This window comes from Martinezella hainanensis, assembly GCF_900094555.1.
Classification (GTDB): domain Bacteria; phylum Pseudomonadota; class Alphaproteobacteria; order Rhizobiales; family Rhizobiaceae; genus Rhizobium; species Rhizobium hainanense.
Map to the genome: position 1 here is coordinate 655,676 of NZ_FMAC01000001.1, position 15,034 is coordinate 670,709.

At 58.5% G+C, this 15,034-nt stretch carries 14 protein-coding genes; 9 read left to right on the forward strand and 5 right to left on the reverse strand.

What is annotated here, in order from left to right; all coding sequences use genetic code 11:
- Positions 1-301 precede the first annotated feature (301 nt).
- Positions 302-1,033 (forward strand): helix-turn-helix transcriptional regulator, encoded by a 732-nt coding sequence (locus tag GA0061100_RS03170; protein ID WP_075851137.1) that lies wholly within the window; start codon positions 302-304, stop codon positions 1,031-1,033.
- Between the two features lie 100 nt (positions 1,034-1,133).
- On the opposite strand, the gene GA0061100_RS03175 is transcribed toward GA0061100_RS03170, so the two are convergent.
- From GA0061100_RS03175 to GA0061100_RS03190, 4 genes are all read right to left on the reverse strand, one after another.
- Positions 1,134-2,273, reverse strand: coding sequence for a DUF2333 family protein (locus tag GA0061100_RS03175; protein WP_075851138.1), 1,140 nt, complete (start codon positions 2,271-2,273; stop codon positions 1,134-1,136).
- A 198-nt stretch (positions 2,274-2,471) separates the two neighbouring features.
- Positions 2,472-3,494 (reverse strand): hypothetical protein, encoded by a 1,023-nt coding sequence (locus GA0061100_RS03180; protein WP_075851139.1) that lies wholly within the window; start codon positions 3,492-3,494, stop codon positions 2,472-2,474.
- A 69-nt stretch (positions 3,495-3,563) separates the two neighbouring features.
- On the reverse strand, positions 3,564-3,950 hold the full coding sequence (locus GA0061100_RS03185) for a c-type cytochrome (protein ID WP_075851870.1): 387 nt from the start codon (positions 3,948-3,950) through the stop codon (positions 3,564-3,566).
- An 85-nt stretch (positions 3,951-4,035) separates the two neighbouring features.
- Complete coding sequence (locus GA0061100_RS03190) at positions 4,036-4,617, reverse strand: thymidine kinase (RefSeq protein WP_075851140.1); 582 nt, start codon at positions 4,615-4,617, stop codon at positions 4,036-4,038.
- 242 nt (positions 4,618-4,859) lie between these two features.
- Here GA0061100_RS03190 and GA0061100_RS03195 point away from each other — a divergent pair, with 242 nt between their 5' ends.
- From GA0061100_RS03195 to ade, 8 genes are all read left to right on the forward strand, one after another.
- On the forward strand, positions 4,860-5,807 hold the full coding sequence (locus tag GA0061100_RS03195) for a choline ABC transporter substrate-binding protein (RefSeq protein ID WP_425298667.1): 948 nt from the start codon (positions 4,860-4,862) through the stop codon (positions 5,805-5,807).
- A 185-nt stretch (positions 5,808-5,992) separates the two neighbouring features.
- Complete coding sequence (gene choW / locus GA0061100_RS03200) at positions 5,993-6,838, forward strand: choline ABC transporter permease subunit (RefSeq protein ID WP_075851871.1); 846 nt, start codon at positions 5,993-5,995, stop codon at positions 6,836-6,838.
- On the forward strand, positions 6,835-7,884 hold the full coding sequence (gene choV, locus GA0061100_RS03205) for a choline ABC transporter ATP-binding protein (RefSeq protein WP_075851142.1): 1,050 nt from the start codon (positions 6,835-6,837) through the stop codon (positions 7,882-7,884). The genes choW and choV overlap by 4 nt, the downstream gene beginning before the upstream one ends.
- Positions 7,885-7,920: 36 nt before the next feature.
- Positions 7,921-8,412, forward strand: a complete 492-nt coding sequence (locus tag GA0061100_RS03210; protein ID WP_075851143.1) for a HugZ family pyridoxamine 5'-phosphate oxidase — start codon at positions 7,921-7,923, stop codon at positions 8,410-8,412.
- 367 nt (positions 8,413-8,779) lie between these two features.
- Positions 8,780-9,097, forward strand: coding sequence for an ArsR/SmtB family transcription factor (locus GA0061100_RS03215; RefSeq protein WP_015340680.1), 318 nt, complete (start codon positions 8,780-8,782; stop codon positions 9,095-9,097).
- A gap of 354 nt (positions 9,098-9,451) precedes the next feature.
- Positions 9,452-10,780 (forward strand): omega-aminotransferase AptA, encoded by a 1,329-nt coding sequence (gene aptA / locus GA0061100_RS03220; protein WP_075851144.1) that lies wholly within the window; start codon positions 9,452-9,454, stop codon positions 10,778-10,780.
- 121 nt (positions 10,781-10,901) lie between these two features.
- On the forward strand, positions 10,902-11,306 hold the full coding sequence (locus GA0061100_RS03225) for an endonuclease domain-containing protein (RefSeq protein WP_075851145.1): 405 nt from the start codon (positions 10,902-10,904) through the stop codon (positions 11,304-11,306).
- A 164-nt stretch (positions 11,307-11,470) separates the two neighbouring features.
- Entirely contained in the window at positions 11,471-13,168 is a 1,698-nt protein-coding gene (gene ade, locus GA0061100_RS03230; RefSeq protein WP_075851872.1) for an adenine deaminase, read from the forward strand.
- Here the strand turns inward: ade and bglA are convergent, their stop codons facing one another.
- A complete protein-coding gene (bglA, locus tag GA0061100_RS03235) occupies positions 13,169-14,815 on the reverse strand; it encodes a beta-galactosidase BglA (RefSeq protein WP_075851146.1) in 1,647 nt (548 codons plus the stop codon). It abuts the gene before it with no gap.
- Positions 14,816-15,034 lie beyond the last annotated feature (219 nt).

The following is a 15,034-nucleotide window of genomic DNA, read 5'->3' on the forward strand; positions in this document are numbered from 1 at the left end:
CACCCGGTCCAAAATGCATATTCAGACCTCATTTTGATCTCGCAAATGCACCTCCACCAGGCTGCTCCTTAACTGCCTAGAGCGACGCAAAATATATGATTCCGTCGAAATTAGGCCAGCGGAAACGCTATTTTTACGATTAATGACCATTTTGGGCGAAGATTTGTGTAATTTTACATGTCCGAATATTAAAATATATGAAAATGAAATTATTTCTGGTCCTGTGGTATTTTTGCGTCTAGCATTCACTCATAAATCCGGTATTTGATAACGATAACACGCTGTGGGCGCTTCAACTCATATGTCCTATATCATTACTGCCGAGAGACAATTGCTGCTTTCTGCCGAGTTGGCTGCTGCTCGGACACAAGCGGCCTTTGCACTGGCCCTGGAACGAACGGGGTCAGCTTTTGGCTTCAGCCATATGGCTCTCATGAACGCCCCGGTTCCCGACGACACGATGATGACGCCGTTGCTCATCGAAGGGACAGTGCCAGCCCAGTTCGTACGTGAATTCGATCGCCACCAGCTCGTTCGCCGCTGTCCAATGCTATTGCGCACACGCGATTCGGTGATGCCGCGCTCCTGGCATCTGCTGGAAAAAGATGTCGAACCCGACGCCGATCTGCCACGCGAACTACGCGCGCTCCTGATCAACTACAATTGCCCGATGAGCGTCATCATTCCGGTCAATGCTCCGGATGGTCAACGCCTCGTCTTCTGGTTCATGGGCAATCGCAACAGTCTCGGCCAGAGTGAGATCAACGAGCTCACTCTGATCATGCTGCAGGCGCTCGATGCTTATAATTGCCTCAAGCGAAACGATAGTGCCGCGCCGCACTCGCTTTCGGCACGTGAGCTGGAAGTGGTTCGCTGGACCGCTCAAGGGAAGACTTCGGTGGAGATCGGTCAGATCCTCACCCTCTCCGACCACACGGTCAATGCCTATATGATGAACGCGATCAAGAAGCTCGATTGCGTCAACCGCACGCAGCTCGTCGCAAAAGCCATCCGCCTGAAGCTGATCAGCTAAGCGAGCCCTCATTCAAGCGATCTCCAGACTGAGCCCAAAGACCGGGCTCAGCCTCGATGCGTGCCTCTCGCGCCGGGATGTGCAGACGATCTACCCTTGTTTAGCGACCGCCCAGAACCGTACGGATTTCCACAAGGCTCGAACGTACCCGCAGAATATGGAAGCCCATGGTCGCGAGATGGCTCGGCATGAAGGAGCTGTCTTCCGGCCCATTGGAAATGATGAGAGGCTGAATGCGCAAGGCCGTCTGCAATTGCGTCGTGACGTCAGCCCAAAGCGTGCCGACATTGCGCTCGGCGATCACCTGCTGGAAATCCGAGCGGGCTGCGGTCAGAATGCCGTAGCTCGCGTAAAGCTGACCATAGGCAAACCAGAAACGATCGTCGGCCCGCATGTCCAGCCAGCCATAGCTGTGATCCCCGGCACGCTTCGCCAATATGTCTGCCGTGCTGCCGAGATCGTTGGCAATATGGTCGACGAACTGCAGAAGATTGTCGGCGCGCCCGTCGAAAATCGCCTTGCAGTTACCAAGGTCGCTATTGAAACTGCGCAGATTGGTCATTGCGGCACGATAATAGCTCGGGCTCGGCGTCTTCGGTCCGAAGGGATGCAGGCCGAAATACCAGCTCGACTCGTCGAACTGCAGGTTGCCCCGCGCCTTCTGCAAGTCGCCGTTTATCCCGGAGGTCCCACGCACACGGCCGAGCGTATCCACCAGCTCCGCCGAGGTGCGGCGAACCACGGAGTTGATGCCGCGCTGAAACGAAGCCTTGTTGTCGAGGAAAGGCGTGTCATCCCAAGATATGCCGAAGAAGCCGAGCTTGTAGAGCAGCATCGACGAGATCCAGGCATTTTGGTTGACGTTGAAGTCGATCAGGTCAGTGGCAACATCGACGACAGCTGAGGTTTGGCAGGTCTTGGGCGCTGTCGCGGCCGCCTGCTGGCCGTCGGTTGCAGGCAACTCCTGCCCGGCGGAATATTTGCGCTCGGAGAATTTGTAGACGTCCGGATAGGCCGGATTGAACCCGGTCCAGACCTGCGTTTGCCAAACGAAATAGATATAAAGCAGCGCCATCAGCGTCACGAAGGCGGCGACCGGCAGCTTGATCAGCCAGTTGCGCTGCCGATACCAGCCATGCGCGGCAAGAAATGGCCAGCTAAGCCCAACGAAAACCAATCCCAGCCATCGCACGATTGCGGCCCAGATCCGCTTGAAGAACGCCGTGATCGAGTCAAGCATGGACACGCCTCCTAAACCGTACCGCGCATCCCGCCGACACGCTAAGGACGCACCACACCAAACATGCGCAATGGACGTCGCGAAAATCGCCGCGGTCCTCGGATCATTAAGTCCTTATCGCCATTCACGTTCCAGCAAATATGTGTTCTTGGGAAAAACAACAACCGTCCGCATGGAATTTTCAGTGCCGGGCGGCAATCAACCCTCAGGTTGCGCCTCTTCCGTCACCCCGCGCAAGTCCGTGGCCACCGGTAACAGATGCGGCTCCAGTCGTCTTTTGAAGACGGCATCGACATGAGCCTTGCGCGCGGCGAGATCATGCCCCGCCAGCACATTTGCCTCGAACGCCTGGATCAGGCTCTCAACGGCTGCCGTTCGCGAAACCGTGGTCGATGCTGGCTCCGCTTCTGTCGCCAACGCCTTGAGCAAGGCGATCCGCTGCTCGATATCGATGGTCAGCTTGGCGGCCATGGCGCCAACGGCGGCGATCTGCCCATTCAGAGCAACCGCCAGGCCTTCATAAATGTCTATGAGGCGCTGTCGCACCGTCCGGCGGGATTGAAGCTCCTGTTCTTGCCGCCGAATATCATCCTGCTCCGCCAGCAGAGCACGATAATCAGCCTCGAGTTCGGACTGCAGATCGGCATGACGCGAGGATGGGCGGTTGCGCCGCTGATACATGAGCCTTTCCGCCAGGCCATCGGCCCGGCGCTGCATTTCCTCTATATCGAAATCGAGTTTCCGCCGACGTTCGATCACGCCTTCGAGTTGAAGTTCGCAGTCATGAAAGCATCGGGAGAATACGGGCCTTGCCTGCTTGAAAAGAAGATCGAGTTCGGCTGATGCAGCCAGGACCGCATCGAGATCGGCGATGATAGCCTCTGGTTTCATGGGTCCCCGCGCCAGTGTCCGGCTGAGCAGGCTGGCATTTTCAAGACCGACCTTCTCATTGAACAATCGCCGATGCTGCAGATCCGCCTCCTCGGTCGCGCGATCCAGCTCCTTGACCAGCGACAGGGCGACTGATTTCCAGCGGTCGAGCAGTTCGACCGCTTCGCGGACAGAGGCTTCTTCGACGGAAAAATTGACGACTTCGATGCGCTCGCCGCCCCTGGCATGGCCAGCGAGCGTCGCCACGGCCGAATTCGCGTCGTTCATGGCGTCATCAAGCGTCGTTCGCGCCTTATCGAGCATGCCATCGAAGGAATGAGGCCTGACCATGAAAGCATTCCCTCCCCTACCTTGGACGCGAGACTAGCCGCTTCCTGAGGCGAAGGAAATGCTCGAAAACTATTGGGCGGCGGCAGGATTCTTCAAATAGGCGATAAGATTGTCGAGGTCCCTGTCACTTTTCAGACCTGGGAACGACATCCGGGTGCCTTTGACGAGGAATTGCGGCGCCGGCAGATATTTCCGCAGCAGCGCTTCATCCCAGACCTTGCCATCCGCCCCGAATGCCTTCATCGCCGGCGAATAGGCATAATCCGGCTTGCTTGCGACGGGTCGTCCGACAACCCCCATCAACGAGGGGCCGACGCGATTGTCTGGCCCGGTCGCCGTGTGACAGGCACCGCATTTCTTGAAAACGACGGCACCTGCAATCGCATCGCCATCCGCAAGCACGGAAGAGGTCGAGGCAAGCACGACGGCCATCGACATCAGACATAGCAATTTCATCATCCCACCCGGTCAGCTCGATCTCGAGAGATGACCATATGCTGAAAAGAGCCAGCAGCGCTATCGAAAGCCCGCGGGCCGCGCTTCACTCGCAGGTGATCGCCTCTTCCCAATGGCGACGGCAAAGCGAGACATATTTGTCGCTGCCGCCGATCTCGATTTGCGCCCCTTCGTGAACAACCTTGCCAGCGGCATCCAGGCGCACGACCATCGTCGCCTTGCGCCCGCAATGGCAAATGGTGCGCACCTCACGCAATTCGTCGGCGATGGTCAGCAGCTCCTGCGACCCCGGAAACAAGCGCCCATGGAAATCCGTGCGCAGCCCATATGTCATGACCGGAAGGCCGAGGCGATCAACGATATGGGCAAGCTGCCAGACCTGCTCGCGTGTCAGAAATTGCGCCTCGTCGACGAAGACGCAGGCAAGCGGCTCGCTCGCATGCATTTCATCGACCATCGCATAGAGATCGTCGCTGGTTTCGAAGGGCAAGGCATCCATCGTCAGGCCGATGCGCGAGGCGATCGTGCCACGCCCGGCGCGATCGTCCAGCGCCGCGATGAAGGCTGCGGTGCGCATGCCGCGCTCCTGATAATTATAGGCAGCCTGCAACAGCATCGTCGATTTGCCGGCATTCATCGTCGAATAATGGAAGTAGAGCTTGGCCATGACATTCTCCTTGAATGCTTCATGGGTGCTGCGCGACGATAAGGAAAGATCGTCTCAGCGAAAACCACAGGATTCCGGCGTACCTCGCCCAAGGGCAAAAGCCTTGGCCATCGGCGGACAGAAAAAGACGGGCGTCGCATTCAGCCCCCTCAAACCGCCGCAAATACACTGTGGTCGCTTGAAAATGTCAGTTATTGATGGTTGCTTGGGAACGTTAGACTGGGAGTCACGCAATGATAAAAATGACCCTTACTGCATTCGCTTTCGCTTCAACTCTCTCCGCACTGACATTGGGCGCCACCACGGCCTCCGCAGCAGAACCGGCAAGCTGTAGCACGATACATTTTGCCGATGTTGGCTGGACCGATATCACCTCCACCACCGCAACCGCCTCCATTCTCCTGAAGGCGCTTGGCTACGACACAGATGTCAAGGTACTCGCCGTGCCGGTGACCTATCAGTCGCTGAAGAACAAGGACATCGATGTCTTCCTCGGCAACTGGATGCCCTCCATGGCCGAAAACATCAAACCTTTCGCTGCGGACAAATCGGTCGAGACCGTCCGCGCCAATCTGGAAGGCGCCAAGTATACGCTGGCGACCAACCAAAAGGGCGCAGATCTCGGCATCAAGGACTTCAAGGATATCGCCACCCATAAGGACGATCTCGACGGCAAGATCTACGGCATCGAGCCGGGCAATGATGGCAATCGTCTGGTGATCGACATGGTCGACAAGAATACCTTTGGCCTCAAGGGCTTCGAGGTGGTCGAATCCTCCGAACAAGGCATGCTTGCGCAGGTCGCCCGCGCCGACAAGGAAGGCAAGCCGATCGTCTTCCTCGGCTGGGCTCCGCACCCGATGAACAACACCTACAAGATGACCTATCTCACCGGCGGCGACGACGTGTTCGGACCGAACTTCGGTGGTGCGACCGTCTACACCAACGTCCGGGCTGGCTATCTGCAGGAATGCCCGAACGTCGGCGCCTTCGTCAAGAATCTCGTCTTCTCGCTGCCGATGGAAAACGAAATCATGGGCAAGATCCTGAATGACGGCAAGGATCCGGAAGTCGCAGCGACGGAATGGCTGAAGGCCAACCCGGCAGCAATCACGCCGTGGCTCGCCGGTGTCGCCACCAAGGATGGCGGTGACGGCCTGGCGGCGGTCAAGGCCAAGCTCGGCCTTTAACACGAGGACGGATGGAGGGGCGGCCAAACCGCCCCTTTCTCTTCCTTGAACGGACTGCTTGCTTTCGCGTCCCGCCATCGACCCGGACAATGATCCGTGTGGCGTGACAGACCGTTATTCTTCGGCGGCACCTCCGGCAGCATATGTAACAATCGGAAACGCCGCCCCCAATCGTGGGCAAAGACGTGAACTGGTTAACCGATTACCGCATCCCCATCGGGCCATGGGCCAAAGCCGTCGTCGACTGGCTGACGAGCAATGTCACATGGTTCTTCGACGGCCTTTCCTTCGTTGTCGCGCACGGAATCAACGGACTGCTGTTCCTCTTGCAGGCACCGCATCCGCTGATCGTCGTCGTTGTCTTCACGGCAATCGCCTACTGGATGCGCCGGAGCGTGACGATCACTGTCCTCACCTTGATCGGCCTGCTGATCACCATCAACCAGGGCTACTGGAAAGAGACGACCGAGACGCTGGCGCTGGTGTTGGCCTCTACCTTCGTGTGCATGCTGGTGGGCGTCCCTCTCGGCATCGCGGCAGCCCGACGCCCTTGGCTTTATGCCATCATGCGGCCGATCCTCGATCTGATGCAAACCATCCCGACCTTCGTTTATCTCGTGCCGGCGATGATCCTGCTTGGCCTTGGCATGGTCCCGGGCCTGGTCGCCACCGTCGTCTTTGCCCTTCCCGCACCAATCCGCATGACGCGCCTCGGCATCATCTCTACTCCCCCTTCACTGGTGGAAGCGGCCGAATCCTTCGGCGCGACGCCACGCCAGGTTCTGCGCAAGGTCGAGCTTCCCTTTGCGACGCCACAGATCATGGCCGGCTTGACGCAGACGATCATGCTGTCGCTCTCGATGGTCTCGATCGCCGCTCTCGTCGGCGCTCCCGGTCTCGGTGTGCCTGTTCTGCGCGCACTGAATAGCGTCAACGTCGCCAAGAGCTTCGATTCCGGCGCCTGTATCGTCATTCTGGCGATCATTCTCGACCGTATGTTCCGCGCGCCCGGCGAAGGAGACCGCTCATGACCGTCGCCGTCGATTTCAAAAACGTCAGCATCATTTTTGGCGATCGTCCCGATGCCGCACTGAAACTCGTAGACGAAGGCAAGTCGCGCGACGATATTGGCAAATCGACGGGCATGGTGCTCGGCGTCGCAAATGCCTCGCTACAAATCGAGGAAGGCGAAATCCTGGTGCTCATGGGCCTGTCCGGCTCCGGCAAATCAACGCTGCTGCGCGCCGTCAACGGCCTTGCGCCCGTCGTACGCGGCAATGTGGTCGTCAACACCAACAACGGTCCCGTCAGCCCCTATTCCTGCAGCCCCAAGGCGCTGCGCGATCTGCGCATGCATACCGTCTCGATGGTCTTCCAGCAGTTCGCGCTTCTGCCCTGGCGCACGGTTGCCGACAATGTCGGCTTCGGGCTTGAGCTTGCCGGCGTGCCGGACGCCGAGCGTAAGAAGCGAGTCGACGAGCAGCTTCAGCTCGTCAACCTCACGCAATGGGCCAATCGCAAGGTCAACGAGCTTTCGGGCGGCATGCAGCAGCGCGTCGGCCTTGCGCGCGCTTTTGCGACCGGAGCGCCGATCCTGCTCATGGACGAGCCGTTCTCCGCCCTCGACCCGCTGATCCGCACCCGCCTGCAGGACGAGCTTCTGGAGTTCCAGCGTCGCCTGAAGCGGACGATCCTCTTCGTCAGCCACGATCTGGACGAGGCTTTCCGCATCGGCAACCGCATCGCCATCATGGAAAGCGGCCACATCATCCAGTGCGGAACGCCACAGGAGATCGTCAAGAATCCGGCAGACCAATATGTGGCCGACTTCGTACAGCACATGAACCCGATCAGCATGCTGACGGCACGGGACGTCATGCAGCAGGGCGTCGGACATTCGGCCAATGCCGGTTCCGTCACCGCCACGGCAACCGCCGCGACACCGCTTGTCGATATTCTTGACGCTCTGACACGCCAGCCGGGTAATATCGGCGTTGTTGACAATGGCACGATTATCGGAACGATCTCGGCGCAAGACGTGGTATCGGGCCTGACCAGCCATCGGCGAAGGGAGTAGTCGTTCGCAACTGCTCCGCAATTCATGGAGCAGCGAATGAACGATAAACCATCGGTGATCAGGGAAACGGATGGGGATGCGCGCATTCAGGCGCGCAACCTCATGAACAAAGCCGCACATGCGGCTTTGGCCGTCATAGACCCCGAAACCGGCTTTCCCTCCGTCAGCCGCGTCCTGGTCGCCATGGATGCCGACGGCGCTCCGGTCATTCTGGTCTCCGGTCTCTCCTCACATACCAAGGCTTTGATGAAGGACAGCCGTGCTTCGACGCTCTTTGGCGATCCGGGCAAGGGCGACCCTCTCGCTCATCCGCGACTGACCTTGCGCTGCAGCGCGGAGCGCATCGATCGGCAAAGTCAAGCTCACGATCGCATTCGAACGCTCTTTCTGGATCGTCACCCGAAATCCAAGCTCTATATCGACTTCCCGGATTTCTGCTTCTTCCGCCTCGTTCCGCTCGATGCCAGCCTGAACGGAGGCTTCGGAAGGGCTTATATCTTGTCCTCAGAAGACCTGAGGATGCTTTAAACCGAAACCAAAATCCGGCTGCAATAAAATCATACAATAGTGCGAGAATTAGTAGGTCGACAGCCTGACGTAGAAACGGCCAATATAGGCAGGTTGCAAATCCGCTGTGACCAAAATTGGCATATTTGCGGCTCCGAAACGATAAGAATCGACCTATTTTGGTCTAATTAAGCCCCCGGATGGGACGTTGGGGACCTTCACGTTATCGCCGATGCGTCATACGTACATACCTAAAACAGCATACTCGATACCTTAAATTTAGGTATATACAATCTTCGACCCCTCTTGGTATTGTTAGATATCGGTTAGGGCCGGGTTGGAAATAGCACAGTTTCTGATGTACGCTCCGCATTGGGAAGATTAACAGATGAAGACAAGAGATTTGGCCGAACACTCTAATGTTGCGGCAGCATTATTATCAGCAATGGCGAACCCGAAGCGTCTTTTGATCCTTTGCAGTCTTGTTAAGGGTGAAGTTCCTGTTGGCGTTCTTGCCAATCAGGTCGGACTGAGCCAATCAGCACTTTCGCAGCATCTTTCGAAGCTTCGCGCTCAGAAGCTGGTCAAGACGCGTCGTGACGCTCAAACGATTTACTACTCCAGCACATCGGAATCCGTGATCCGTGTTCTCGAAACGCTGGAAGACATTTATTGCGAGCCGGAAAAAAGTAGATCGGCTGCTTAAGAGCCTTAAATAGCTCAAGGCCTGTCGACAGACGATCCGTGGGGGACACTTTAGACCCTGAAAGATCGACTTGCTTTCATTACCAGGTGTTTTACTGCTTTAACTGGCAAATCTTCGGATTTGCCAGTTTTTTCATGTCCGGACGAGCCCACGGCGCGCCTGCCGACACGTCCTCGCCAGTGCGTGAATACGCAACAATCCAATCCCTGCCGGACCGCTTGCCTCCCTTCTCCGACCCCATCTTTGCCTTGACGCAAAAGGGTCGGCTGATAATTTGACCAAGCAGTAAATATAATCGCGCGGCGCGGCGCCGCAGTCGGGAAATCGGCCCCCGAATGGCCATTGGAGAACAGCATGTCGGACCGTTTGAATGCCACCCCTAACGATTTGCGCGCCTTCTGGATGCCGTTTACGGCCAACCGTCAGTTCAAGAAGGAACCGCGCCTCTTCGTCAGCGCCAAGGATATGTACTACACCACCCATGACGGCCGGCAGGTACTGGACGGAACTGCGGGCCTGTGGTGCGTCAACGCGGGGCACTGCCGCCCGAAGATTACCGAAGCGATCGGCCAGCAGGCAGGTGAGCTCGACTATGCTCCCGCCTTTCAGCTCGGCCACCCGAAGGCTTTCGAGCTGGCGAACCGCCTGGTGGATATTGCCCCTGAGGGGCTTGACCACGTTCTTTACACGAATTCCGGCTCGGAATCGGTTGAGACGGCTCTGAAGATTGCGCTTGCCTACCATCGCGTAAAGGGTAACGGCTCGCGCTTCCGTCTCATCGGCCGCGAGCGCGGCTATCACGGCGTCAACTTCGGCGGCATTTCCGTCGGCGGCATCGTCACGAACCGCAAGATGTTCGGCACGCTGCTGACGGGCGTCGATCACATGCCGCATACGCATCTTCCCGGCAAGAATGCCTTCACGCGCGGCGAGCCCGAGCATGGCGGCGATATCGCCAGCGAGCTGGAGCGTATCGTCACGCTGCATGACGCCTCGACCATCGCTGCCGTCATCGTCGAGCCGGTTGCGGGCTCCACCGGCGTCCTCATCCCACCGAAGGGCTACCTGCAGAAGCTGCGTGAAATCTGCACCAAGCACGGCATCCTGTTGATCTTCGACGAAGTCATCACCGGCTTCGGCCGCCTCGGCACCCCCTTTGCCGCTCAGTATTACGATGTGAAGCCGGACATGATCACCACGGCCAAGGGCCTGACCAACGGCGTCATCCCGATGGGTGCGGTTTTCGTCACCTCTGAAATCCATGACGCCTTCATGCAGGGACCCGAGCACATGATCGAGTTCTTCCACGGCTATACCTATTCCGGCAATCCGATCGCGTCGGCTGCGGCGCTTGCGACGCTCGATACTTACAAGGAAGAAGGCTTGCTCACCCGCGCCGCCGAACTTTCCGACTACTGGGCCGACGCTCTGCACTCCCTGAAAGACTGCCCGAACGTCATCGACATCAGAAACACCGGCCTGATTGGCGCCATCGAGCTCGACCCGATCGCCGGCGAACCCACCAAGCGCGCCTTCACCGCCTTCCTGAAGGCCTATGAAAAGGGCCTCCTGATCCGCACCACCGGCGACATCATCGCGCTTTCACCGCCGCTGATCATCGAAAAGCACCATATCGACGAGCTGTTCGGCAAGCTTCGCGAGATCTTGCAGAATAATATCTGAGGCTCATATCGCAGCACCTCGCCTTAATAAGGCAAAGTGTATCGGTGAATTCGAGGGCGTCCCCTCTCCCCGCCTGCGGGGAGAGGGTTAGGGTGAGGGGCTTTTCCCAACGGACCATGAGATGCGCGGCCCAGAACCTAAAACAACAAATCGCGCACGCAGCCTTCGGCAAGCGGATAATGATGCCGAAGCAAAACTTTGGACGGAACTTCGTAGCCGACGACTGAATGGTTTCAAATTCGTTCGGCAGTTTCCGATCGGTCCCTATTTTGCCGATTTTGCCTGCCGTGAGCGAACCTTGGTCATCGAGATTGATGGTAGCCAACATGCAAATAGTAAGCGCGACGCCATTCGCGATGAATTCATGACTACAGAGGGCTGGTCTGTCGCGCGCTTCTGGAATGTTGATGTGCTTAGAGCCATGCCATCCGTCCTCGAAACCATCGTGGCCATCTGCGAAGGCAGATTGACAGAAGCCGTAGCGGCTCGTGACTTCAAGTTTCTTCCGACCGTGCCTCTGAAATAGCCCCTCACCCCGGCCCTCTCCCCGCAAGCGGGGAGAGGGGGTTCTATCGAATGCTCGAAACACAGCTCTATCAACACATTCGGGCAGATCCCCTCTCCTCGTAGAACGAGGAGAGGGTTAGGGTGAGAGGCAATACGGAATCACACCGAATGCAGGAAAGCATCATGACCACCAAACTCGAACGCTATATCGACCAAGGCGTCGGCCGGGAACCCGCGGATATCGTTTTGAAAAACGGCCGCTTCTTCGATCTGGTGACGGGCGAGCTGGTGGCCTCGGATATCGCCATTTGCGGCGATCGCATCGTCGGCACCTGTGGCAACTATCAGGGTCGTGAAGAGATCGACATTGCTGGCCGCATCGTCGTGCCGGGTTTCATCGATACCCATCTCCATATCGAATCCTCGCTGGTAACCCCGCTTGAGTTCGATCGCTGCGTCCTGCCCTATGGCGTCACCACCGTCATCTGCGACCCACACGAGATCGCCAACGTGCTCGGCACGGAAGGCATCCGCTACTTCCTGGACTGTTCGCTGGAAACCATCATGGATATCCGCGTCCAGCTTTCCTCCTGCGTGCCGGCGACGCATCTGGAAACCTCGGGCGCCAATCTGCCGATCGAAGCTCTCCTGCCCTTCCGCAATCATCCGCAGGTGATCGGCCTTGCCGAATTCATGAATTTCCCCGGCGTGATCCATAAGGATCCCATCTGCATGGCGAAGCTCGAAGCCTTCCAGGGCGGACACATCGACGGCCATGCCCCCCTGCTGCGCGGCAACGATCTCAACGGCTATCTCGCCGCCGGTATCCGCACCGAGCATGAATCGACCACGGCAGAAGAGGCGCTGGAGAAGATCCGCAAAGGCATGCACGTACTGGTGCGCGAGGGCTCCGTTTCCAAGGATCTGCATGCGCTGATGCCGATCATCACCGAGCGCCTGTCACCCCATCTCGCCCTTTGCACCGACGACCGCAATCCGCTCGACATCGCCGAACAGGGCCATCTCGATTACATGATCCGCACGGCGATCGTGCACGGCGTCGAACCGCTGGCAATCTATCGCGCTGCCTCCATATCCGCCGCCCGCGCTTTCGGCCTGCGGGATCGCGGCCTGGTGGCGCCCGGCTGGCGCGCCGATCTCGTCGTCATCGACAGCCTTGAGAACTGCAGGGCCGAGATCGTCTTCTCCGCTGGCAGACAGGTGACGGCCGAACTCTTCGCGACCCGCAATGCCATTGCTCCGGTCGGCCTTGATAGCGTCAAGGCCCGCCCGATCAATGCCGCCGATTTCGGCGTGCCGGTCACCGAAGGCGAAAGCTCCGTCATCGGCGTGACACCCGGCAAGATCATCACCGAACATCGCCGCTATCGCCTGCCGACCAAGGGCAACCAGACCGATATCGATCTCGGCAACGACATCATCAAGGTCGCCGTCGTCGAGCGGCACGGCAAGAACGGCAACCATGCAAACGGTTTCGTCCAGGGGTTTGGATTGAAGAAAGGCGCCATCGCCTCGACCGTCGGTCATGACAGCCACAATATCTGCGTCGTTGGCGTCAACGAGGATGACATGGCGCTTGCCGCCAATCGCCTGAGCGATATCAACGGCGGTTTCGTCGTTGTCGAGGATGGCGTCGTGACATGCGAAATTGCCCTGCCGGTCGCAGGCCTGATGAGCCTCGAACCCTATGAGAGCGTGCGCGATACGCTGCATCACCTGCGCCAGGCGGCCTATGCGCTCGGCGCAACGCTGCAGGAACCTTTCCTGCAGCTCGCCTTCCTGCCCCTGCCCGTCATCCCGCATCTGAAGATATCGGACCGGGGCCTTGTCGATGTCGACAAGTTCATGCTGATCGGCTGATCAGGCGAGCTTGCCGCAATAGACATCCAGAGCCGCAAGCGCCACCGTCGCTCCAACATCCGCCGTGCCAAACCCCGGCATCGCGATCGTCTTGCCGAGCTTGATATCCTTGGGAAGTGCGACCTTCACCGGCTTGCGGGAGAGATTGAAGACGAACAGCAGCGTCTCCCCTCCCTTGGAGCGCGTGAAGGCGAGAACGTCTTCCTCCGTGTCAAGGAAGGTCATGTCGCCATCGCGCAAGGCCGCATGCTCGGCACGGAAGGCCAACGTCCGCTGGTAGTGATGCAGCACCGAATCCTCGTCCGCTTCCTGCTTGTCGACGGCGAGCGCCGCATGCTGGTAGGGAACTGGCAGCCATGACTTGTCGGCGGCCGTAAAGCCGGCATGGGCGCGGCTCGCCTCCCAGGGCATCGGCGTACGGCATCCGTCGCGTCCCTTGAAGGCCGGCCAGAAGCGAATGCCGTAGGGATCGCGCAGATCCTCGAAGGCAAGTTCCGCCTCGGGCAGGCCGAGCTCTTCGCCCTGATAGAGGCAGATCGAGCCGCGCAGGGTTGAGAGCAGCGAGATCGCGAGCTTGGCGACGCGCGGCTGCTCTTCCTCCGTCTCGGCAAAGCGGCTGACGTGGCGCTGGACGTCGTGGTTGGAAAAGGCCCAGCAGACCCAGCCGTCGACGACATTGTCCTGGAAATCGCTGACGCAGCGGCGAAAATGCGCTGGCGTGAAATCCGGTCCCAAAAGGTCGAACGTATAGCACATATGCAGCTTGTCGCCGCCGCTGGTATAGGCCGCGACCGTCTCCAGCGAGCGTGCTCCGTCGCCCACTTCGCCGACGGTCGTACGGTTCTCGTACTGGTCGAGCAAGGCTCGGAACCGCTTCAGGAAACCGATATTCTCAGGCTGCGTCTTGTCGTGGAGATGGTTCTGCATCCCGTAGGGATTGCTTTCAGGCGCATCCAGCCCACCCGTTGCGACGAGCGCCGGCGGATTGTCGCGAAGCTTCTTGTCGCAGAAATAGTAGTTGACCGTATCGAGGCGAAAGCCGTCGACACCGCGGTCGAGCCAGAATTTCACCGCCGCCAGTACGGCATCCTGGACCTCGGGATGGTGGAAATTCAGGTCCGGCTGCGAGGTGAGGAAGTTGTGCTGGTAATATTGCCGGCGCACGCCGTCCCATTCCCAGCCGGGACCGCCGAAGATCGACAGCCAGTTGTTCGGCGCCGTGCCGTCCGGCTTCGGATCGGCCCAGACATACCAATCCGCCTTGGCATTGTCGCGGCTTGCCCGGCTCTCCACGAACCATGGGTGCCGATCCGACGTGTGCGAGATCACCTGGTCGATGATGACCTTGAGCCCCAGCCCATGCGCCGCCGCCATCATCTCGTCGAAATCGGCAAGCGTACCGAAGATCGGATCGACATCGCAGTAATCGGCGACGTCGTAACCCATATCGGCCATCGGCGAGGTGAAGAAAGGCGCTAGCCAGATCGCATCAACCCCGAGTGCGGCAATGTGAGGCAGGCGCCGGGTTATCCCCTTGATATCGCCAAGCCCGTTGGCATCCGTGTCTTGAAACGACCGCGGATAGACCTGATAGATCACTGCCCCGCGCCACCAGTCGGCTCCCGCCGCTTTACTCGTCGATTTCATCAAACCGCCTCGATATCGCACAAGGTTCCTCAGTTTGCACACTCGGGCGCAGGCGGCAAGCTGCAATCGGCCATCCGGGAAGTTCAACCAGCGGGCGGATAAATTCGCAGTATCAATTTTAGAGAATTATCACTATGAAAGTTCACACGCTAAACATGTCCGACTTTTTTTGACTTGAAAGCGACGTCGCTTTCGATAACTTCGCGCATTGACCTGCAC

Coding starts and splice junctions, on each gene's coding strand:
- GA0061100_RS03180 (WP_075851139.1), bottom strand. CDS start 3,494: ATGGTCAGGCCTCATTCCTTCGATGGCATGCTCGATAAGGCGCGAACG.
- GA0061100_RS03175 (WP_075851138.1), bottom strand. CDS start 2,273: ATGCTTGACTCGATCACGGCGTTCTTCAAGCGGATCTGGGCCGCAATC.
- GA0061100_RS03195 (WP_425298667.1), top strand. CDS start 4,860: ATGACCCTTACTGCATTCGCTTTCGCTTCAACTCTCTCCGCACTGACA.
- GA0061100_RS03210 (WP_075851143.1), top strand. CDS start 7,921: ATGAACGATAAACCATCGGTGATCAGGGAAACGGATGGGGATGCGCGC.
- GA0061100_RS03225 (WP_075851145.1), top strand. CDS start 10,902: ATGCGCGGCCCAGAACCTAAAACAACAAATCGCGCACGCAGCCTTCGG.
- bglA (WP_075851146.1), bottom strand. CDS start 14,815: ATGAAATCGACGAGTAAAGCGGCGGGAGCCGACTGGTGGCGCGGGGCA.
- GA0061100_RS03215 (WP_015340680.1), top strand. CDS start 8,780: ATGAAGACAAGAGATTTGGCCGAACACTCTAATGTTGCGGCAGCATTA.
- ade (WP_075851872.1), top strand. CDS start 11,471: ATGACCACCAAACTCGAACGCTATATCGACCAAGGCGTCGGCCGGGAA.
- aptA (WP_075851144.1), top strand. CDS start 9,452: ATGTCGGACCGTTTGAATGCCACCCCTAACGATTTGCGCGCCTTCTGG.
- choV (WP_075851142.1), top strand. CDS start 6,835: ATGACCGTCGCCGTCGATTTCAAAAACGTCAGCATCATTTTTGGCGAT.
- GA0061100_RS03190 (WP_075851140.1), bottom strand. CDS start 4,617: ATGGCCAAGCTCTACTTCCATTATTCGACGATGAATGCCGGCAAATCG.
- GA0061100_RS03170 (WP_075851137.1), top strand. CDS start 302: ATGTCCTATATCATTACTGCCGAGAGACAATTGCTGCTTTCTGCCGAG.
- GA0061100_RS03185 (WP_075851870.1), bottom strand. CDS start 3,950: ATGAAATTGCTATGTCTGATGTCGATGGCCGTCGTGCTTGCCTCGACC.